General features: G+C 46.4%; 18 protein-coding genes. 15 read left to right on the top strand and 3 right to left on the bottom strand.

From position 1 onward, the window contains the following. The first annotated feature begins 6 nt into the window (after positions 1–6). The 9 genes from QFZ51_RS28040 to QFZ51_RS28000 all read left to right on the top strand — a co-directional run bounded on the left by QFZ51_RS28040 (position 7) and on the right by QFZ51_RS28000 (position 11,812). Positions 7–591: an HmuY family protein gene (locus tag QFZ51_RS28040; RefSeq protein WP_429050719.1), complete on the top strand. Its 585-nt coding sequence runs from the start codon at positions 7–9 to the stop codon at positions 589–591. 18 nt (positions 592–609) lie between these two features. Further along, positions 610–1,557, top strand: coding sequence for a DUF6607 family protein (locus QFZ51_RS28035; protein ID WP_429050718.1), 948 nt, complete (start codon positions 610–612; stop codon positions 1,555–1,557). Between the two features lie 103 nt (positions 1,558–1,660). Continuing rightward, complete coding sequence (locus tag QFZ51_RS28030; protein WP_429050717.1) at positions 1,661–2,242, top strand: RNA polymerase sigma factor; 582 nt, start codon at positions 1,661–1,663, stop codon at positions 2,240–2,242. A 111-nt stretch (positions 2,243–2,353) separates the two neighbouring features. Further along, positions 2,354–3,403 carry a FecR family protein gene (locus QFZ51_RS28025; protein WP_429050716.1) on the top strand — a complete coding sequence of 350 codons (1,050 nt, stop codon included), beginning with the start codon at positions 2,354–2,356 and terminating at the stop codon, positions 3,401–3,403. Between the two features lie 225 nt (positions 3,404–3,628). Continuing rightward, positions 3,629–7,021, top strand: a complete 3,393-nt coding sequence (locus QFZ51_RS28020; RefSeq protein ID WP_429050715.1) for a SusC/RagA family TonB-linked outer membrane protein — start codon at positions 3,629–3,631, stop codon at positions 7,019–7,021. A gap of 18 nt (positions 7,022–7,039) precedes the next feature. After that, positions 7,040–8,470: a RagB/SusD family nutrient uptake outer membrane protein gene (locus QFZ51_RS28015; RefSeq protein WP_429050714.1), complete on the top strand. Its 1,431-nt coding sequence runs from the start codon at positions 7,040–7,042 to the stop codon at positions 8,468–8,470. Positions 8,471–8,500: 30 nt separating this feature from the next. Continuing rightward, positions 8,501–9,199, top strand: coding sequence for a DUF4843 domain-containing protein (locus tag QFZ51_RS28010; RefSeq protein WP_429050713.1), 699 nt, complete (start codon positions 8,501–8,503; stop codon positions 9,197–9,199). Between the two features lie 36 nt (positions 9,200–9,235). Further along, on the top strand, positions 9,236–10,690 hold the full coding sequence (locus QFZ51_RS28005) for a PKD-like family lipoprotein (protein ID WP_429050712.1): 1,455 nt from the start codon (positions 9,236–9,238) through the stop codon (positions 10,688–10,690). A gap of 21 nt (positions 10,691–10,711) precedes the next feature. Then, on the top strand, positions 10,712–11,812 hold the full coding sequence (locus tag QFZ51_RS28000) for a redoxin family protein (protein WP_429050711.1): 1,101 nt from the start codon (positions 10,712–10,714) through the stop codon (positions 11,810–11,812). A 55-nt stretch (positions 11,813–11,867) separates the two neighbouring features. Here the strand turns inward: QFZ51_RS28000 and QFZ51_RS27995 are convergent, their stop codons facing one another. After that, complete coding sequence (locus tag QFZ51_RS27995) at positions 11,868–12,818, bottom strand: DUF3829 domain-containing protein (protein ID WP_429050710.1); 951 nt, start codon at positions 12,816–12,818, stop codon at positions 11,868–11,870. 171 nt (positions 12,819–12,989) lie between these two features. On the opposite strand from QFZ51_RS27995, the gene QFZ51_RS27990 reads away from it, so the two are divergent. Beyond that, positions 12,990–14,090 (top strand): gliding motility-associated C-terminal domain-containing protein, encoded by a 1,101-nt coding sequence (locus QFZ51_RS27990; RefSeq protein WP_429050709.1) that lies wholly within the window; start codon positions 12,990–12,992, stop codon positions 14,088–14,090. On the opposite strand, the gene QFZ51_RS27985 is transcribed toward QFZ51_RS27990, so the two are convergent. After that, complete coding sequence (locus QFZ51_RS27985) at positions 14,087–14,752, bottom strand: sensor histidine kinase (protein ID WP_429050708.1); 666 nt, start codon at positions 14,750–14,752, stop codon at positions 14,087–14,089. The genes QFZ51_RS27990 and QFZ51_RS27985 overlap by 4 nt on opposite strands. Before the next feature lie 386 nt (positions 14,753–15,138). Here QFZ51_RS27985 and QFZ51_RS27980 point away from each other — a divergent pair, with 386 nt between their 5' ends. Further along, a complete protein-coding gene (locus QFZ51_RS27980; protein WP_429050707.1) occupies positions 15,139–15,804 on the top strand; it encodes a response regulator in 666 nt (221 codons plus the stop codon). Between the two features lie 86 nt (positions 15,805–15,890). On the opposite strand, the gene QFZ51_RS27975 is transcribed toward QFZ51_RS27980, so the two are convergent. Further along, positions 15,891–16,070 carry a hypothetical protein gene (locus tag QFZ51_RS27975; RefSeq protein ID WP_168771290.1) on the bottom strand — a complete coding sequence of 60 codons (180 nt, stop codon included), beginning with the start codon at positions 16,068–16,070 and terminating at the stop codon, positions 15,891–15,893. Between QFZ51_RS27975 and QFZ51_RS27970 the strand changes: the two genes are divergently transcribed. From QFZ51_RS27970 to QFZ51_RS27955, 4 genes are all read left to right on the top strand, one after another. Then, the gene (locus QFZ51_RS27970) at positions 16,060–16,794 is read left to right on the top strand and encodes a polysaccharide biosynthesis/export family protein (RefSeq protein ID WP_429050706.1); all 735 of its coding nucleotides are present in this window, start codon (positions 16,060–16,062) and stop codon (positions 16,792–16,794) included. The genes QFZ51_RS27975 and QFZ51_RS27970 overlap by 11 nt on opposite strands. 3 nt (positions 16,795–16,797) lie before the next feature. After that, positions 16,798–19,149 (top strand): GumC family protein, encoded by a 2,352-nt coding sequence (locus tag QFZ51_RS27965; protein ID WP_429050705.1) that lies wholly within the window; start codon positions 16,798–16,800, stop codon positions 19,147–19,149. 106 nt (positions 19,150–19,255) lie between these two features. Then, positions 19,256–19,765, top strand: a complete 510-nt coding sequence (locus QFZ51_RS27960; RefSeq protein WP_370908286.1) for a transcription termination/antitermination NusG family protein — start codon at positions 19,256–19,258, stop codon at positions 19,763–19,765. 18 nt (positions 19,766–19,783) lie between these two features. Next, positions 19,784–20,806: a mannose-1-phosphate guanylyltransferase gene (locus QFZ51_RS27955; RefSeq protein ID WP_429050704.1), complete on the top strand. Its 1,023-nt coding sequence runs from the start codon at positions 19,784–19,786 to the stop codon at positions 20,804–20,806. Positions 20,807–20,826: the final 20 nt, after the last annotated feature.

Here is a 20,826-nt window from a genome sequence, read left to right as displayed (position 1 = left end):
TACTATATGAAACAAATACTCACAGCTGGTATGCTGTCACTGTCGCTTTTTACACTGGGATCCTGCAGTAAGGATGATGATGCCGTTACACCGCCGGTGGTTGCAGTGGAAACCAGAACGGTAGCAAACATTGATGCAGATGCAGCCAATAAAGGCAGCTTTACTTTATACAGCCTCGCAGATAATAAAGTAATTCCGAACAGCGATTCCGCCACCACCAAATGGGACATTGGTTTCAAAGCCACTACCATTATCATCAATGGCGGCACCAGCGGACCTGGTAAAGCCGAAGCCCAGGTGATTACCGGTGTATTCAGTCAATTGGCAACAGCGCCGGAAACAGGCTATACTACCGATGCTGCTGCAAAGAAAGCCATCACCGGCTGGTATGCTTACAACATGACCACACACGTAATTTCACCGGTAACAGGCGCTGTGATTGTACTGAAAACCGCGGATGGTAATTATGCCAAACTGGAAGTGACCAGCTATTATAAGGATGCGCCGGCTGCACCGGACCAGAATTCAGTAAGCCGTTATTATAATTTCCGGTTTGCTTATCAGCCAAATGGCACACGCCAATTCAACTAACCACTCATTATTATTTTTATGAAACATATTTCCATTTTAGCCATCAGCACATTCATAACGCTGGCAGCAACCGCCCAGCAAAAGGGCGGCGATAAATTATCGCAGGATAAAGCAGCGATCAAAAGTATGTGTGGCTGCCAGGACGTGACCTTTGAATACACAGAAACATTCCCGGCAGATAGCAGCTATAAGCCTAAAGGATATCATAAGATTATTGACGCCATTGAATATGTAACGGTGGCCTCAGAAGATCCGCACCGCATTGTATTGCAACATCTGCTGATTGCAGATAGCAACGTGATTAAACACTGGACAGAGGACTGGCAGTATGAAAACCAACAGTTGCTGACCTATACGCAGGATAACCAGTGGAAGAAGGTCACGCTGCCCGCCGCACAGGTAAAAGATCAGTGGTCACAGAAAGTATATGGCGTGGACGATGAACCGCGCTATGAAGGTTCCGCTACCTGGGTACATGCAGACGGCCGCCACTACTGGGAAGCCGCCTCAGATGCGCCGTTACCCCGCAGGGAATACACAACCCGTAAGGACTATAACGTATTGCACCGGGTAAATCATCATGAAATCACCGCTACCGGCTCTGTGCACGAGCAGGATAACCAGAAGGTGATCCGTGCAAATGGCATTGATAAGGTGATTGTGGGGGAAAAGGGATTAAATACCTATAACCGCACCAGTGAAAGTAAATGTCAGCAGGCTAAGGAATGGTGGGAGCAGCATAAAGCTTTCTGGGCGGTAGTCCGTAAAAGCTGGGATAAGATCTATGGAGAGAGCAGCGAAATTAACCTGCAGAAGAAAGTAAATGATGAACCGCTATACAAGGTGATGTCCGCACTGGAGGAAAAAGCTTTCCGCAAAGAGCTGGCCGGCGCCGAACTGGAAAGGACTGTAACGGCTACATTACAACAGTTTTCGCATAATACAGCGTTGAGTTTACAACGATAAACGAGTGGATAAGAAAAGTACCGCAGTCATTCCTGGCTGCGGTTTTTTTGTTTTGCTAAAATATTTTGAACTATTTTGTCGGGCAATCATATATTACGTGGATATGCCTTCCCCGAGTAATTACGATGAGAACACAATGCTGGAACTGTTATCACAGGGCAGTGAGTATGCTTTTACGGAGCTGTTTAGCCGCTACCGTACGAAGGTGTTTTCTGTGGCGTTCCGGTTTCTCCGGTCGCAGGCAGCCGCTGAAGAAGTGGTGCAGGATGTGTTCCTGAAGTGTTGGCTGAAGCGTGAAACCCTGCCGGAAGTAAAAAATCTGGATGCCTATCTGAAAGTTGTGACCAGGAACCTGGTCCTGAACCGTTTCCGCAAACGGGCCAATGAGGCCGCCGCCCAGGAAGAGCTTGGCCGCCGGGAGGTAATGGTAAACGATACTGACCACCGGATCCAGGAACACCAATACCGGGAAATTATCCAGACCGCCCTCGGACAGTTGCCGCCCCAGCAACGGGAAGTATACCGCCTTGCCAAAGAAGAAGGACTAAGCCATGAAGCCATCGCCAGCCGCATGCATATCTCCGCCGTTACCGTGAAATCCCATATGGCCAGGGCGTTACAGTCGATCCGCCGTTACCTGAACGGCAGCATCAGTATCCTCCTGATGATCACTCTTGTTAAATAACAATAAAAAATATATTTATTCACCCTCCACCATCGGAATTTGCCAGGTGTCTGTTATTATATAAGTTTTGAAAAACTACCTGTAAGTTCCTGTAAAGTTATTGTAATCGTTATGACGAACGACCCTGGATTCAATGGATTAATGGATAAATACCTTGCCGGGAAAGCCAGCGAGGCAGAGTGGAATGAATTGAGGGGATTGATCAACAAAGGCAACTTTGATGAAGAAATAAAGAACCGGATAGATGCGGAATGGGATAGCGGCATCATGGAACCAGATGTTTCATTTGAGCGCTATCATGAGATGATCGGCAATATCATGTCGGCCGAATCACACATTGCCAGCATTATCCCGCTTAAACGGAACCGTCGCCGCGGCATGCGGAGGCTGGCGCTGGCTGCCATTGTAACTGGCTTGCTGGTGCTGCCTTTCGCCGGCTGGTGGTGGTGGCATGCAGTCGAAAAACAGCCGCTGGTAGCCATTAGCCTACCCGCAGCTACACCTGCCGTGGAAGAAATAGTGGAAGTACAAACGAAGTTTGTACGCCTGCCCGATGGAAGTACAGTGTTACTCGCGGATAACAGCCGCCTGGAATACAATCGCGACTTCAAAGGGAATAAAAGAGAAGTGCGGTTATGGGGAGAAGGATATTTTGATGTTAAAGAAGTGCCGGATAAACCCTTTATCGTGAAAACCGGTAAGCTCAGCACGCAGGTACTTGGGACCGCTTTTAATGTAAAAGCATCAACCGATCAGCAGCGTGTAGTGGTTACCGTAACCAGGGGTAAGGTAAAGGTAAATGATGAGAAAAGCAGCTATGGCGTACTGGTAGCAGATCAGCAGCTATCAGTAAATATGCTTACCAGCACAGTAGTAAGGGCGCAGGTGAAAAGTATGGAAGTGGTAAAATGGAAAGACGAATTCCTGGTGCTGGACGATGTAAGTATGGAGGAAGCAGCTGTTATGATAGGAGATAAGTACCATGTGAAAATATTATTTGCCAATGAGGCATTAAAAAATTGCCGTATTGCAGGAACATTTTTTCATAACCAGCCTTTGGAGAAAGTGCTGACCATTATTTGCAGTGTGGCAAATGCCGGGTATACCATTTATCCCAACGATAAAGTAGTACTGAACGGTGAAGGATGTGCCAATCAATAAATAAACGCTTATAAACGGTAGTCAATCAATAAACGGAATATAATATCGGTGAAGATCTTCATCCGGTAAAGCGCGTTGTGCACCGCGTGTAGCTGCTATTTTTTTTAATTGTAATTATCTAAATCAACCATCAGAATTATGGATCTAATCTCCATGAGGGATCGCTATGTCCCTATGCGAATCAACCAACCATACATTAGGGAAAAGGGCAAAACAGGTTTTATTATGAAGATAATTTTCTTGTATTCTTTTCTGCTGGCATTGTCTGTTCAGCTACTGATAGCCTCACCGGTGTGGGGCCAGGAATTGGGAAAGAGAACAATTACACTCGGCCTCAGAGATGAAACGCTCCACAGCGCTATTAAGAAAATTGAGCAGGCCAGCGGATTTCTTTTTGCTTATCCCCCTACAGCAGTAGCGAAGTACAAACATATCACGCTCCCCACTGCCAGCCGTTCCGTAAGCGCTACGCTGAATGCAGTACTGGAGAATACTAATCTCGCCTACCGGGAGGTCGACAGCAGCGTGGTATTGTATGTAAAACCTATTGCCAATCCCGGCATTTCGGACAATGAAGCAGCAGAACTATTCCAGCAACAGGCAGTTATTACCGGCCGTATCCTCGATGAAAAAAGCGGCGACCACATTGTGGGCGCCACTGTTATTGAGAAAGGAACTAAAGTACTGAACGGCACCACCTCAAACGAAGTAGGCGCCTTTAAAATACCGGTGGATGTATCAGCCGGTAAAGCCACCCTGCTTATCAGTTATGTTGGCTATGAAACAAAGGAAGTGGAAGTACGCAGATCCGCTAACCTCACGGTTAAACTCAGTACCAGTTCCAAGTCACTGAACGCAGTAGTGGTAACCGGACTGTTTTCCAGGCCGGCGGAAAACTTCACCGGTGCAGCATCTTCCTATACAAAAGAAGAGCTGAACAAGGTATCGGGTAACAGCGTATTAAGCGCACTGCGCGCACTCGATCCCTCTTTCCAGATGCCGGAAAATATCGCTGCCGGCTCCAACCCCAACGCAGTGCCCGGTGTAGTGGTGAGAGGCGGCAACAGCCTCGGTAATCTGAATGGCACTAATCAAAGCAACGTATACGACTTTACCACCAGCCCCAATACACCACTCTTTATTATGGATGGCTTTGAAGTATCACTACAACGGGTAAACGATTTTGACATGAACCGCATCGCAAAGGTCACTATCCTGAAAGATGCGGCAGCTACCTCTATTTATGGTTCCCGTGCAGCTAACGGCGTAATTGTTATTGAAACCGTAAGACCCCGTGAAGGCAGTTTACGTGTAACCTATACCGGTAGTGTGGTGGCAGAACTGCCCGACCTCAAAGGCTATGACCTGGTAAACTCCAAAGAGAAACTCCAGCTGGAAAAAGAAGCAGGTCTTTATAACGGCTATCCCATCCCCGTTTGGCAGGAAGAAAAAGATTTCCAGTATAACTACCGCCTGGCGGAAGTAGCCAAAGGTATCAATACCGATTGGCTCAATGTACCCCTGCGCAACGGCATTGGCAGTACCCATAACCTCTACCTGGAAGGTGGCTCGGAATCGGTGATGTACGGCCTCAATGGTACCTACAACACTACAGAGGGAGTCATGAAAGGCTCCAGCCGGCAGAATATCTCCGGTAACACGTATTTGTCTTATCGATATAAAAACTTTTTATTCAGAAATGATCTTACCCTCAATTTCAACAAGGCAGTTAACTCACCCTATGGCTCATTTTATACTTATACTAAATTAAATCCTTACTGGTCGCCTTACGATGCAAACGGAAATCCCAAATACTACCTGGAAGATATCCGCTTCTTTGATGACACCCGGCTGGCTTCACAACTGAACCCGGTTTATAATGTATCCCTGCACACAGTAGATCAGTATACACAGCAAAATATCACTAACAACTTTTTTGCGCAATGGCAGGCAAAAGAATGGCTGCGCTTTACCGGCCGCTTTGCCTATCAGCGCACCACCAACGGCGGAGATCAGTTCCTGCCGGCGCAACACACTGCCTTCGACAGCATCCCTGTGGAACGATATTATGAAAAAGGATCTTACACGAAAGGTTACGGTTTAAGGAATACAATCGATGGGGCTTTCACCATCGACTTAAACAAATCGTTCGGATCACACATGTTTTTTGGTTCACTGGGTACCACCCTGCGCCAGGAAAAACTGACTTCAGAATCCTATACCATCAACGGGTTCCCAAATGATAAACTGGACCAGGTGACACTGGGAAACGGATACAAAACAGGTGCACGGCCATTCGGCACAGAAGGGCTTACCCGTTTGCTGGGATACTTCGCCAATGTGAGTTACGCATACGATAACCGTTACCTGCTGGATGTTTCATACCGGTTGGATGGATCTTCCCAGTTTGGCGCCAATAAACGGTTTGCCTCTTTCTGGAGCGTAGGCGGCGGATGGAATATTCATAAAGAAAAATTCCTGGAAAACAGTACCGCTATCAACCGGCTGAAACTCCGCTATTCATACGGATATACCGGCTCTTCCAATTTTGCCAGCTACCTCGGTCTTACCACCAGCAGGTACTATACCGACCAGGATTATTTATACCACCTCGGCACCTCCCTGCTTGGCTTTGGTAACCCCAATCTTGCCTGGCAGCAGACCGCCAAAAGCAACTTTGGTATTGACGGTACTTTTTTCAGACGACTGGATATTACCGCCAACTATTTTGAAGAGAAGACAAAAGGTTCTGTTGTGTCTATCACCACCGCCCCATCTACCGGCTTTTCCATGTATATGGATAACATGGGCGACGTAGTAAGCAAAGGGTATGAAGTAAATTTACGCTACACCATTTTCTCTAATTCGCGGAACCGCGACAGCTGGTCCGTTTTTGCCAACGGATTTCATGTGCAGAATAAAATTGAGAAAATCTCCAATACCCTCGAACAACTAAACAAAAGAAATACTGATTCACTCAGCACCACACCGCTGGCCCGCTTTGCTGAAGGCCGTAGTACCACCGCTATCTGGGCAGTGCCTTCGCTGGGCATCGACCCTTCTACTGGGAGAGAAATTTTTCGTACCCGCAACGGTACCACTACTACTGTGTATGATCCGCTGGACCAGGTAATAGTAGGAGACGCCCGCTCTACACTGGAAGGAACCTTCGGAACCAATTTTGAAAAAAGAGGCATCGGTGTGAACCTCTACTTCCGGTACCGGTTTGGTGGCTATACCTATAACCAAACACTGGTTGACAGAGTAGAAAGCGCTGACATGAGATTTAATGTGGACCGCCGTGTATTTGAAGAGCGCTGGAAAAAGCCAGGTGACATAACTTTTTATAAGGGAATTGTGGATAATAACGGGTACACCATTAACACCATCACCTACGCCACTTCCCGCTTTGTACAGAAAGACGACTGGCTGAGCCTCGAAAGCGCCTCGCTGTATTACCGCTTAAGTGACGCGCAGAACGTACGGTTACGCCTGCACGATACCAAGCTCACCCTCTTCACCAACCAGCTGTTCTGGTGGTCCAGCATTAAGCGGGAAAGAGGCCTGGATTATCCTTTCAGCCGCAGCTTCACTTTACAGTTACAAACCACTTTTTAATTTTAAGAGGATCTGAACATGAAACATCTACGCAATATACTTTTCCTGGTAGCTTCCATCACCTCACTCACACTTACCTCCTGCAAGAAATGGCTGGATGTAAGACCCAAGACAGAAATCAAGGAATCAGAACAGTTTTCTACTGAACAGGGTTTCAAAGATGCACTGTATGGCAGCTATCAGAAAGCGGCCGACGGGCAACTATACGGTGGCTACCTGACTTTCAGTTTCCTGGAAGTCTTATCGCAGGGATACGACAACACCACGAAAATAGATCACGACTTTTTTTATGCCGCCACCTACCAGTATAGCAATGCCGGTATAACAGGCATCATCAATAGTATCTGGGGTAATATGTATGCCACCATCGCGCAAACAAATTATATCCTGAAAAATATCGACAACAAAAAATCAATCTTTACAGCGGATAACTATAATATTATCAAAGGCGAAGCGCTGGCACTGCGGGCTTTTATACACTTCGATCTGCTGCGTTTATATGCACCTTCTCCTAAATCAGATGCTACTGCTACCGCCATTCCTTATATGACTTCCTTTACGGTAACACCACAGGCGCGCTTAAAAGTAAGCGAGGTGATTACCTTATGTGAGAAAGATCTGAAAGAAGCAGAAGCATTACTGAAAGTATATCCGCGAATGAACAACCCCGGTGGCAACGACGACTTCCTCGCCTTTCGCAACAACCGGATGAACTATTGGGCGGTAAAAGCATTACTGGCAAGACTGTATCTCTATAACAACGATAAAGTACAGGCACTCGCCTATGCAAAAGAAGTAATTGCCAGCAATAATTTCCGCTTTATTACTTCCGGTGAATTAACTACCAATGCCGTTGATCTCAACAGGACCTTTACACCGGAACACATTTTCTCCATTTATGTATCCAAGCTGAAAGATCCCGTGAGCAGCTATTTTATGATGGCTACCGGTGATAAGATGTATAAGAAATTTACCATCACTGAAGAACGCAGAAAGGCAGTGTTTGAAACGGCAGCAGGCGGCAGTACCGACATCCGCTTTGTAAGTAACAGCTTGTGGGGCGTAAGCAATGGTATTATCTTCCCCAGTAAGCTCTGGCAGGTAGATGAAAACAGGGAATCACTAAAGAAGAGAATACCGGTGCTTTCTCTCTCAGAGATGTATTACATCGCCGCAGAAAGTGAACCGGCTCCTGCTGAAGGGCTTAAATGGCTGAACAAAGTCCGCGCTGCCAGGAATATTATAGAACTGCCTGCAGGACTGGACGCAACTACTTTACAGAATGAAATATTTAAAGAGTATCGCAGGGACTTTATCTGCGTGGGACAACTCTTCTATTATTACAAACGGTTAAACCTGGCTAAAATTGAGGGCGCCCTTAATGGCACCATCAATAATACGCAGTACGTACTGCCATTGCCAAACCAGGAAATCGAGTTTGGAAAGTAATCATCTCTGCATCTCTTTAAATCATCAAACATGAAGAATATTAACAGGCTGATAGCAACAGCCATATTATACCTGCTGGTAAGTGCATGTGGCAAGGAAGAGCGGCTGATGTACAAAGAATTGCCTGCGATCTACTTTTCCAGGGATTTTGTACTACCCGACAGTATCAATTATACATTTGTGGTAAAACCGGATACCGTATTGAAAGATACCGTGTACCTTAATATGCGGATCACCGGGCTGGCTACTGCTACCGACAGGAAGTTCAACCTCGTAATAACAGACAGCTCCACCGCTGTAAAAGGAACACATTTTGATATAGGCCCTGCCGTTATAAAGGCAGGCGAATATGCCATAAAGTTTCCGGTATACCTGTTCCGCACCCCGGACATGAAGAATAAAGTGTTCTCTGTTTATTTTCGTATAGCCTCCTCCGATGACTTTGCCGCAGGATTCGCTAATAGCCTTAATTACCAGATAAGGATAACGGATATGTTGCTGAAACCCGCTGATTGGAGCGACTTCTTCTATGGCGCATATTCACTTACCAAGCATCAGTTCATGGTATCACGGTTAGGTACCACCGCTATCACAATGGGAACAGGCGCACAATTTTCGGAGATCATGTCTATCCTGCAAAAGATGCGGGTAGAACTGATCCGTTACGAAAATACAAACGGGCCGCTGATAGATGAAAATGGCAACCGGGTCACTTTCCCTGCTATTTAACCTGCACTCTTATTTCTTTATCCTAAAAGTTGCAATATGAAATTGTCAGTATATAATTGGTTGTGTGTTTCAATGCTGGTGATGCTCACGCTGTCCGGTTGCCTGAAAGACAACAGCAATAAAGATATTATCCCTATTAACGTGCTCAGTATCTCCGATACTACGGCAGTTGACGCCGTGCTGCAGTTTGACACATTAACTGTGAAGCCCGATATTAAAGAGGCCGTGCCTGCAGGCGATAATGGCCTGGTATATGAATGGAGCATTCACCAGAATGATTCTGAAGATGCTTATCCGGTATATATCCTCGACAGCACCCGTTACCTTCACCAGGCTATCCGTGTGAAACCTGGCATTTACAGGCTCATTTATAAAGTAACCGTGAAAGCTTCCGGCGTTTCTTACTTTAAGTTCTTCAACCTGAAGGTAATCAACCGCTTCAGCGAAGGATGGCTCGTGATGGAAGATGTGGCTGGCAAAACAGATATGACCATCATCCTGAAAACAGATACCTTCTTCCATCATATTTTCACAGAGCTGAATAAGGACTATGTACTGAATGAACCGCTGCAGGTAGCTACCACTAACTATTACGGTGCTAAATCGGTATGGATGTTTGGCACTGACAACGCCATAGAACTGGAGTATACAGAAATGACGAAGCTAACAGACTACACCAGCTGGTTCTGGGAAACACCGGCCGTGTTCCATCCGCAGAAGTTCGGGCAAATCAATACCGGCATGAATATCCTGATTAACGACGGTCATCTGCAGGTACGTGTTGCCGGAGGTTTTCCGGGAGATGTAAAATATCTCAATACCCTTCCTTTTCCGGGAGGTAAGGGTGATGACTATTATTTTTCTTCTTATACAGGAGTCGGTCCGCAACCCTATACTGGTGAGAAAACACCCTATACCGCTTTCTTTTTTGATACAAAAACCAAAGGCTTTGTGTACCTGTCAGGCGCTTCCCTGATCCCTTCCCTGGTGGCTTTCAGCGCACCCGAGCCGGGCAGTTACTTTGATATGCGTAACATCGGGATGGATCTTCTTGCTATGGACCAGGGAAATGCGCCTTTCCTGAACAACGCTATCTTCAAGGATAATGGTAATTATTATTTGTACCAGATAGATGGCAACCGCTCGGACCCCGCCGTCGCAAAAAAACTGATCACAGGCGATGCTCCTGAATTGGCGGCCTTCACTAAAATGACCAGCTCCAAAAAACTGCAACAGATCTATTTTCTCGTTAACGGCAACATCTACCTGTATGATATCCCCTCCGGTAAAGCAAGGACCATTAAGACTATTGCAGCAGGAGAGCAGGTAACTTACTTCCAGTGTACGGGCGACGACGTAATGGTAGGTACCTGGAACGGTACAGCAGGAAAATTGTACCGCTATAAGATCAGTCCTTTGGGCGATTTCCAGGATGTAAAGGTGTTCACCGGTTTCGGCAAAATTGTAAGTATGACCTATAAAGCAGCATAACCATCAAAACCCACTATTAATATGAAGAAATCAATCGTCCTGTTGGCAGCCACTGTTGGTATGCTGTCGGCACAGGCACAAAACGGTAAGGGCTATACGATTAATGGCGTTATCCACGGCGAGGATACCGGTAAGGTATACCTGAATACTTTCATGTTGCCAGACCATAAGCCGGATTCCACCATGCTGAAGAATGGAAAGTTTACGTTTAAAGGAAAAGTAGGCTCACCGCAACTGTATTCGATATGGACTGCCGCTGATAAATATAACGGGATATCATTTTTCCTGGAAAATAGCACTATTACCATTACCGCTCATAAGGATTCCATGGGAGCCGCAAAAATAGCAGGCTCGGGAAATCAGCCTTTATATGCCGGGTGGGCGGAAACATGGGAAGCGATACGCCAGAAAGCCGGTAAATTATATCAGCGTGCAGATGCAGCAGAAAAAAACAAAGACAGCGTGGAGCGAAAGGTGGTAGCAGCCGGTTTTGCCGATCTGGATAAAGAACTGGATAGCTCCATTACCGCTTTTGTAAAGCGTTCACCCGGTTCCGCGGTAGCCGCATTTGTGATCCTGGACAGGTATATCAATTATTCCTACCCGGAAAAAGCGGCGGCCGCCTATCAGCTACTCGCAGATCCCGCAAGGAAAACGGACTACGGACTGGCTATCAAAGCCTCGATGGATAAACATGCTAAAATGAGCGTGGGCGCCCGGCCGGCAATGTCGCTGCCTGATAGCACCGGCAAACTGGTGAAATTGACCGACTACAAAGGAAAAGTTGTACTGGTAGATTTCTGGGCCAGCTGGTGTGGTCCCTGCCGTGCAGAAAATCCTAACGTGGTAAAAGCATATCAGCGCTTCCATGATCAGGGTTTTGATATCCTCGGTGTATCACTGGATACCGATAAAAAAGCATGGCTGAAAGCTGTAGGAAAAGATGGACTCACCTGGACGCATGTATCTGATCTGAAGGGTTGGAAAAGTAATCCTGTATTGGAGTTTGGAATTTCAGGCATTCCTGCCAACTTTATCATAGATGGCAGCGGAAAAATAATAGCGCAGAATTTACGCGGAGAAGAATTAGAGAAGAAGCTGGAAGAAGTATTTAAGAAATAGTTACGGCTAAGATAAATGGGTAGATATCCGCGATGGATATCTACCCATTGTTAATTTATTTTGTGAAGCTGTTGTATCTGCCGATCATGGTATCCAGCGCGTTATCGAGGGTTTCGAGTTGGCTGTCGGTCATTTCGCCTTTTTCTTTGGCGTCACGCATGATCCTTTTGGCTGTCAGCAGGAACTGGTGAAAGCTGTCATAGAAGCTCTTATAATATGAATCTTTGTTTTCTTTCGCGGCATTGGCCATATCCATGCCCGCATGTGCCGCCTGGTTTTTTTCCAGGGCGTCGTAAGCTGCCTGTGCTTTGTCACTGATCTTCGCGAAATCGGCGCCGCCTTCTCCCAGCAGGGTAATGTAATCACGTACCGACTGCATATCGGCTTTCATGGCCAATACGTAATCTTTTATGGGGCTGTCTTTCAGGATGATGGCCTCACTGGCATCTGCTACTTCGTTCACTCTTTTCATCAGGATAGCTTTCTGCTCAAAAAATACCTGGGCGCTGCTGCGGATAGAATCTGCCAGTGCCAGGCCTTTTGCGCCTTTGTCGTCTTTGTAGTCCTGTGCTTTCAGGTAATCATCCAGTTGCGTGTAAGTAGTTTTCAACTTGTCGAACGAGCCTTTAAAGCTGGTTACCTTTTCTTTAAAAAACTGCTGGTCTGCCTTATTTAAGGCATCTACCGGTTCTTCCACTTTCACCTTACCATGACTGATCATATTAATCATAATAGGTTTGATGATACTGCTGAGGAAGGCGGGATTACCTTTGCCAGACAGTAATTCGGTTACACGGTCGGCATTATTAACCAGCCGTACTACGTAGTCGGAGTTCTTGTTAGAAAGGTCTACAATCAGGTTGGTGTACTCAATTACATCATTTGCGGAAGATGCAGATTTATCTTCGTACGCAGCGTTGCTGTCTTTTTTACCAGTTTCATTACATGACGTAAACGTGGTGAGAAGGGCGGTTCCCAGGGCTAAGTACAGTACGGATCTTTTCATGATAAGTTTTTTTCGGATTAAGCTATGGCACAATCGCGTGCCGGGGTATTTTGTGGGCAAAGATATTTTTTCAGGCAAACAAAACAAAAGAAAAGTAAGACGACAAACTACTGGTATGAGTATATGTCATCATTTATATAACCGGTAATTTTAATCCGGTAAATGAGCGGCATGTTTTCAGATCTCACAGTTATATACGGAATACTATGCTGCTGGCTGTTTTTGGCGTTGTGTGTGCCTGCGGAGGCACAGCAGATACCCTTAAGTAACCCTTCGCTGGAAGGCCGTACCGGGAAAGGTTTGGTTCCTTCTGGCTGGCTGGTGGCTAATGGTACGCCGGACACACAGCCCGGTGTTTTTGAAATCCTGCTGGCTCCTTCAGCAGGTAAGAGTTATGTAGGGGTGCATAGTGGTAAAGGATTCCTGGAAGGCATTGCCCAAAAGTTGCCTGCCTCGTTGAAACAGGACAGCACTTATGTATTGAGTTTGGATCTGGCGTTTACACTTTATTATTTGTATCCCGCCTGTTATGGCAACCTGGCGATCTTCGGGGGTAATGCCCCGGGAGATACCGCCGAGCTGTTATGGACATCTGGTAATTTTACCCATGAAAACTGGCAAAGGTATCATGCCATATTCAGGCCGCATCGCAGCTATGCTTATATTTCCTGCTGGGCTTATCCAACAGCGGCCTGTAATAAAAGTATGTATGGAATAGCGCTGCTGATGGACAATCTTTCGGCTATTGACCCATTAATACCGCCTGCTGTGCAGGCTAGTGTAAAGCCCTGCAGTTGCGGGGAAGTAGCCGACGGCAGGATTATGCTGCATGTAACCGGTGGTGCGCCGCCTTACCGTTACCGGCTGGACAATGGGCAATGGCAAACCGATAGCGTGTTTCCCGGGCTTGCAGCGGGTAGCCATGTAGCGGAAATTATGGATGCACATGACTACAGCGCCGGTGTAACCGTTAAGGTGGAATCTCCCTGGAAAAACTGCCTGGTGGTGATGCCCGGTGCTTTCAGTCCTAATAACGACGGCCTAAATGATTTGTTCCGTCCGAAAGTATATGATGTGATTCATGACTACCGGTTACGGGTATACGACCGGTGGGGGGCCTTGGTATTTATGAGTAATGCATCCGAGGTGGGGTGGGACGGGAATTTTAAAGGCACGCCGGCGGGTGTGCAGGCCTATGTATATATATGTACGTTTACAGACAGCCGCAATGAGCAGCATTTATTGAAGGGAACGGTGATGTTGGTTCGTTAGTAGTTAAAGGTAACCGAGAAAACAGAACCATTTTTGCCGCTGGTAACGCTGATATGCCCGTTGTTGGCGGCAACATAGGATTTTACAATGGCCAGGCCCAGGCCGGTGCCCTCTTTACCGTGAGCGTTTGTTGCCCGGAAAAAAGGCGTGAATAAAAAACGTATATCCGCCTCCGGTATACCGATGCCATTGTCTTTTACTTTAATGCAGAGGTGATTTTTCCGGAAATGCAGGCCGAGTAGCGGATCGCCGGAAGAGTATTTAAACGCATTGCTGATGAGATTAGTGAATATCCCGGCCAGGTGGCTCCTGTCGATGTAGATATTCCGCGGGCGCCCGGATACTTTGATGCGGAGTTGGCGCTGGTCGGCACGGTTGCTGAAATACTGTTGCCGGATCATACTGGCAAAAATAGGTAGCTCCGTTTCTTCCGGTTGTGTTACAGGATTGCCGGCTACCATGCTGCCAGTGGTGAGGATGTCGTCTACCATGCTACTCAAAATGTCTATTTCTTCCTTAATGCGGGATAAATTGCGTTCGTAAAACGGCAACATCAATTCATCTCTCTGCATTTTGGTTTCCAGCAATTCTATGGAAGACGAGATGGCACTGATCGGTGTTTTAAATTCATGGGTAGCCATGGCAATGAAATCCGATCGCATTTCCAGTATTGATTTTTGGCCAACTGCATGCCTTTTGATATGGTTCAGCATACTTCTTTTTTTGGTTGATTCTTAAAAAGGTTTTCTATTTCGAAGGATACCGGGTTAGGAGCGTAAATGGTTCTGTACACAATATACGAAACTTATTCATATTATTAAAAAAGTAGCATTTGGTTACATTTATTTAACATGTAGTGAGAATTTGTTTACATAGAATTTATTATAATATAACTATTTGAGCGGACTGATTTTTCTTTCATCTGTATATAAGCCTTTAACATATTCATAAAAAATTATACTAGATAACTATCATTTTTCCGACTATATTTACTATCAGATTATTTTAATAAACCATATCATTTCGAGTACCATACCCCCGTTTAGCCATGATCAACATTGGAATCATTGAAGACAACCATTTTCTGCTAAGTAATTACCGCGAGTTCCTGGAGGACTTCCAGGAGTGTAAGGTCATGTTTGCCTGCAAATCGATAGAGGAATTTATGGACTTGCCGGTTACTTACCCGGATGTAAAAGTAATCCTGTTGGATATCACCTTGCCAGGTATATCCGGTATTGAAGGGCTCCGCGAAGTAAAGCGGGTGTATCCCGATACAAAGGTGATTGTATTATCCGGTCATGAGGAGCAGCAATATATTATTGAGGCCATTAAAAATGGTGCGAGTGGATATGTGATTAAATCCAGCCGCCTTAGTGATATCTATCAGTCGGTGATGGACACCGTGCAAAGCGGCGCTTCTTTATCTCCCCGTGCTGCCCATCTGCTCATTACTCATATCAATAAAGATCCGCTGGAAAGTATTAAAGACAAACTTACCCGCAGGGAGTATGAACTGGTGGCCTTGCTCAAGGAAGGCTACTCATATAAGGAAATGGCAGCAAAGTTGTTTGTAACCGTGTTCACTGTAAACCAACATCTGAAAAAAGTATATTTTAAATTGAATGTTTCAACCAAATCTGAGTTAATCTCAAAAATTTTATCAAATAATTTATTCATTGCCCTGTTTTTTGCCCTTCTTCAGATAAAATAATCAAATTTTCGTTTTTGGTAATATGTCAATGGCTGTGAACGGTAAGTTACTTTAATAAGTAAGGACCCCAAACTAATCGTCTCAATTTATACTGTAGTGAGTAATTGAATCCCACCCCGTTCTGAAGTAATATTGTATTGAGAGGAACGGTCAGTGTAAGTGATGATGTTAAATGCCATATCGATGATATTGAAAGCCTGCTTAACCTGGATAGGATTGGGATTGCTATGCTTGAGTTGTTTGTTTACTTCGTGCGTGTCAACCAAAAATGCTGTTTATTTCAATGATGTAAGGGATACGGTGCTAATGCCGTCAGATAGCAGTTTCGACCCCCGTATCCAAAAGAACGACATATTACAGATCAACGTAAGCAGTCTTAATCCAGAGGATGTGATCATTTATAATGTATCAAACATGACCTCCGCTTCCGGCGCAGGAGGCGCCAATGCAGGAGCCGGTGCCATGCTGGGAGGCTTCCTGGTAGATGAACAGGGATTTATACAGTACCCCGTACTGGGTCCCGTAAAAGTAACAGGCCTCACCAAAAAAGCACTCACCGTATACCTGCATGATCAGCTCATTGAACGAAAGCTCCTGGTAGATCCGGTAGTGAGCATACGGTTCCTCAACTACCGTGTAACCATACTGGGAGAGGTAAGTAAACCAACCGTAGTAAACGTAACCAACGAAAAGATATCGGTCCTTGAAGCATTGGGAATGGCGGGAGATATAACGGTGTTCGGTAAACGGAATAATATTCTGTTGATCCGGGAGATAGACGGGCAGCGGATTATACGACGCATCGATCTGAACGACAAGAGCATTCTGAACTCACCCTACTATTTTCTGCAACCCAATGATATCCTATATGTAGAACCCAATAAGTCAAAAGTGGCGACGGCTGATCGTTCGCGGCAAATCCTGCCAATTATTCTCAGCAGTCTTTCACTACTTGTTATTATCCTGGACCGGTTAGTTATAAATAATTAGGTTATGCAAAAAGTTAACGGACATAAAACCCAGCACACGGAAGCGCCTCAGAGTTTGCTTACTATCATTCGCTCCCGCTATCTGCCATACTGGCCTTTCTTTGCAGGAGCCGTAGTAGCCGCACTGATAGCTGCTTTCCTTTATCTCCGTTATGCCACTCCGCTGTATAAAATATCCGGCGTGCTCCTGGTACAGGAAGCCACCAACGGGCTCGGCGCCAGCGATATGTTGCAATCGCTCGACCTGATGGGTGGCAGCAAAACCGTGATGGAAAATGAAATAGAAATCCTGAAATCACGCACGCTCACAAAAGAAGTGGTAAGGAACCTGAATCTTTATGGAGAAGTAATAGAAAAAGGAAAAATAAGAGACGTTGTACTTTATAAAGATAGCCCGGTGAAATTTACCTTCCTGGAACCGGAGTCTATCCAGATGGCTTCTACCGGCAACTGGCCTTTCACTTATGATCCCGTGCAAAAGCGTATAACCATCGACGGTAAAAAATATCCGCTGAATGATACGGTACAAACCCGTTGGGGAAAAATGCTCATCCAGGCAAAAGCCCGGCATACAGATACCACCGCTGGTTATGTACTGCATATCATGAACGAAAAAACATGGATGCAGATCATCCTCGGTACCATGAAAATTATGCCTGCCGCGAAAGCCGGCAGTGTAGTGGATCTTGAATATACAGACGAAGCGCCGGAACGTGGGGAAGATATTGTGAATGAACTCATCCGGGTATATAGCCAGGCTGCCGTGGAAGATAAGAACAGGACTTCCGCAAACACCATGCGCTTCGTGGAAGAACGCCTGCGCATCGTGAGCACAGAACTGGGCCAGGCTGAAACAGAAGTGGAACACTTCAAAACCTCCCAGGGCATTGTGGATATCAGCGAACAAAGTAAAATATTCCTGGCAGGCGTGCAGGAAAATGACCGGAAGATCAGTGAAGCCAATATGCAGATCTCCGTATTGGATGCCATTGAAAGATATGTTACCAGCCAGAATCCGGGAGGTAACATTGTACCCGGTACATTAGGACTTTCTGATCCGGTGCTGCTGGAGTTGGTGAGCAAGTTGTCTGAAACAGAATTACAACTGGAAAGACTCCGCAAAACCACCGGCGAAAACAGCCCGCTGCTGGCAAGCCTCACACGGCAGGTAGAACGCCTGAAACCTGCTATCATGGAGAACATCGGGAGCCTGCGCGCCAATCTGCAGGCTGGCTTAGCACGCCTTCAGGCGGAGAACAGCCGCAACATGGGTATCATCCGCAGTGTACCTGGAAAAGAAAAAGCATTGCTGGAAGTAAGCCGGCAGCAGGTGATCAAAAATAATATTTACACCTTCCTGCTGGAGAAAAGAGAAGAAACCGCACTGGCATACGCGGCCGCCGTATCCGACAGCCGCGTGGTAGATGCGGGGGAAGCAGCAGCCTATGCTTTCAGTCCGCAGAAACCAATGGTGTACGGTATCTCCGTACTGGCGGCACTTGCACTGGTAGCAGGATTTGTATCGCTGAAAGATATGATGAACCGTGAGGTGATGTTCCGGGCAGATATTGAAAAAATAACGACGGCGCCGATTGCAGCAGAAATTATGTACCACGACAGCAAAGAGGCGATCGTGATGTCTAATAACAGCAGAACAGCCGTGGCAGAACAGTTCAGGGCGTTGAGAACATCTTTGTCTTATATAGGATTAAACGGCGATCGCAAAACATTGTTGATAACCTCTTCCATATCTGGCGAAGGAAAGAGCTTTATATCCGTTAACCTGGCCATGAGTTTGTCACTTGCCAAAAAGAAAGTAGCCCTGCTGGAGTTTGACCTGAGAAAGCCAATGGTCAGCAAGATGCTGAACATGCGCGCGGATCCGGGTATTACGAACTACCTCGTTGGAAAAGCATCACTGCAGCAGATATTGCAACCTGTTGGAGACAACGAGTACCTGTATTTACTGTCTGCCGGTATTATGCCGCCAAACCCGAGTGAACTTATTCTGAATGGTGAACTGGAAAGGTTGCTGAGTGAACTGAAAGAACGTTTCGATTATATCATCATTGATTCTGCCCCTGTTGGACTGGTAACAGACGCCCGCCTGATAGCGCCCTATTGCGATGCTACCCTGTATGTGGTGCGTCACCAGCGTACCCCGAAAAATTATCTTAAACTGATTGAAGAGTTGTATCAGAATAAAGAATTAGGAAAGCTGAACATTGTGTTTAACGGTATCAAGCGGCAAGGTGTGGCAGGATACGGATACGGATCCGGATATGGTGATATTAACGGATACGGTTACACGGAAATAACAAAGAAACCCGGATTATTCAGGCGCACCGTAAAGTAAATGCAGCCCGCTATAGTCGAATTAAATAACAAAGGGCGAAGTCACGCCCGTTCCTGCCTTTATAAATTCTACACAAAACTATCCGATCACCTAAAAACCGGCTACTATGTTTAATGAACAGCCTCCGGTCTGGTATGCGGTATATACCCGGCCCAAATGCGAAAAAAAAGTGGCAGACCTTTTCACCCGTAAAAAGGTGGAACACTACGTCCCCGCTAAACCATTGGTGCGTGCCCGTAAGATCATCCAGGAACCTCTTTTTCCATCCTACGTATTCGTACACATTCCTGAAAGCAGGAGTTGGGTGGTAAAGGAAACAGACAACGTGGTCAACTTCGTATACTGGCTGGGGCAACCGGCCGTGATACCAGACCACGAAATAGCGCTCATCCGCCATTTTCTCCGTGATTATGAAGATGTATCTGTAGAAAAATTTCCTATCCGGGCAGAGGAAGAAGAAAACCGTTCTCCTTCCACGGCCAGGATCTTACAGATCAGCCGTAACCGCGTGAAAGTGGAACTGAATAGCCTGGGCTGCATGCTCGTAGCAACAGTGCCATCCAGGGAAATAACGGTGGTCACCGGCCATAAAACGGTGAACGGACATCATTACTGACCATAAACCAATCATCCTATGATGCAGCATATTCTCCTTTGCGGTGGCTCCGGCACCCGGTTATGGCCTTTGTCCAACCAACAAACGCCCAAGCAGTTACTCACCCTGTTCGACGGCTATAGTCTTTTACAACTCGCTTTCCGGCGAAACCGTTTTGCCTGTAATAAAGTAATGGCGATTGTTAATGAACAACAGTCCGAAATTGTTCAGGAGCAACTGATGCAGGCAGGCGCAGCTGCCCCGGTATGCCTGGCCGAACCGGTAGGCCGTAATACTGCTGCTGCCATTGCCCTGGCTGCCTTTACAGCGGAGCCGGAAACCATACTACTCATCACTCCGGCCGATCACCTGATTGGTACGCCCGACCGCTATGCCATGGCCATTGAAACGGCCGGCCTGCTGGCTGCGGGAAATCATATCGTTACCATCGGCCTGGTGCCCACACGCCCGGACACCGGATTCGGCTACATCAGCTACTCCGGTCATGATGTGCTCCGCTTCGTGGAAAAACCCGACCGCGCCGTAGCAGAAGCCATGCTGGCCGCCGGCGGCTTCCTCTGGAACAGCGGCATTTTCTGCTGTAAAGCACGCATCATGCTGCAGGAGCTGCAAAAACATGCACCTGCTATCTATGAAGCCGCTGCCATCGCCGCGGAAGAATGGAAACAAACCGGTGTGTTATCGAAAGAAAGTATGGAAGCCATTCCTTCAGATAGCATCGACTATGCCGTGCTGGAAAAAAGTGACATCGTAAAAGTAGTGCCCAGCAAAATGGACTGGAGCGATGTAGGCAGCTACGAAGCACTGGCAGACGCATTGTCGCAACACTACCAGTACAGGAATCACCAGGCGGTTTTTATTCAAAGCGATCCGCATAAAAGTATGGTAATCGGAAAAGATAAATTGGTCGCATTGGTGGGCGTGGAAAACATGGTGGTGGTTAATACAGAAAGCGCACTGCTGATCATGCAGAAAGGAAGTGGACAGGATATTAAGCAACTGCATCAATGGGTAAGGGAAAACCGCCCGGAGCTGCTCTAAACATAAACACAATCAATCAA

Source organism: Chitinophaga sp. W3I9 (assembly GCF_050434025.1).
Classification (GTDB): domain Bacteria; phylum Bacteroidota; class Bacteroidia; order Chitinophagales; family Chitinophagaceae; genus Chitinophaga.
Note: the sequence above shows the minus strand (reverse complement) of the source record. Positions and strands in the feature narration are given on the sequence as shown.

Bases quoted from the DNA above. Each gene is read 5' to 3' on its own strand.
- QFZ51_RS28040 (WP_429050719.1), top strand. From the start codon at position 7: ATGAAACAAATACTCACAGCTGGTATGCTGTCACTGTCGCTTTTTACA.
- QFZ51_RS28035 (WP_429050718.1), top strand. From the start codon at position 610: ATGAAACATATTTCCATTTTAGCCATCAGCACATTCATAACGCTGGCA.
- QFZ51_RS28030 (WP_429050717.1), top strand. From the start codon at position 1,661: ATGCCTTCCCCGAGTAATTACGATGAGAACACAATGCTGGAACTGTTA.
- QFZ51_RS28025 (WP_429050716.1), top strand. From the start codon at position 2,354: ATGACGAACGACCCTGGATTCAATGGATTAATGGATAAATACCTTGCC.
- QFZ51_RS28020 (WP_429050715.1), top strand. From the start codon at position 3,629: ATGAAGATAATTTTCTTGTATTCTTTTCTGCTGGCATTGTCTGTTCAG.
- QFZ51_RS28015 (WP_429050714.1), top strand. From the start codon at position 7,040: ATGAAACATCTACGCAATATACTTTTCCTGGTAGCTTCCATCACCTCA.
- QFZ51_RS28010 (WP_429050713.1), top strand. From the start codon at position 8,501: ATGAAGAATATTAACAGGCTGATAGCAACAGCCATATTATACCTGCTG.
- QFZ51_RS28005 (WP_429050712.1), top strand. From the start codon at position 9,236: ATGAAATTGTCAGTATATAATTGGTTGTGTGTTTCAATGCTGGTGATG.
- QFZ51_RS28000 (WP_429050711.1), top strand. From the start codon at position 10,712: ATGAAGAAATCAATCGTCCTGTTGGCAGCCACTGTTGGTATGCTGTCG.
- QFZ51_RS27995 (WP_429050710.1), bottom strand. From the start codon at position 12,818: ATGAAAAGATCCGTACTGTACTTAGCCCTGGGAACCGCCCTTCTCACC.
- QFZ51_RS27990 (WP_429050709.1), top strand. From the start codon at position 12,990: ATGTTTTCAGATCTCACAGTTATATACGGAATACTATGCTGCTGGCTG.
- QFZ51_RS27985 (WP_429050708.1), bottom strand. From the start codon at position 14,752: ATGCGATCGGATTTCATTGCCATGGCTACCCATGAATTTAAAACACCG.
- QFZ51_RS27980 (WP_429050707.1), top strand. From the start codon at position 15,139: ATGATCAACATTGGAATCATTGAAGACAACCATTTTCTGCTAAGTAAT.
- QFZ51_RS27965 (WP_429050705.1), top strand. From the start codon at position 16,798: ATGCAAAAAGTTAACGGACATAAAACCCAGCACACGGAAGCGCCTCAG.
- QFZ51_RS27960 (WP_370908286.1), top strand. From the start codon at position 19,256: ATGTTTAATGAACAGCCTCCGGTCTGGTATGCGGTATATACCCGGCCC.
- QFZ51_RS27955 (WP_429050704.1), top strand. From the start codon at position 19,784: ATGATGCAGCATATTCTCCTTTGCGGTGGCTCCGGCACCCGGTTATGG.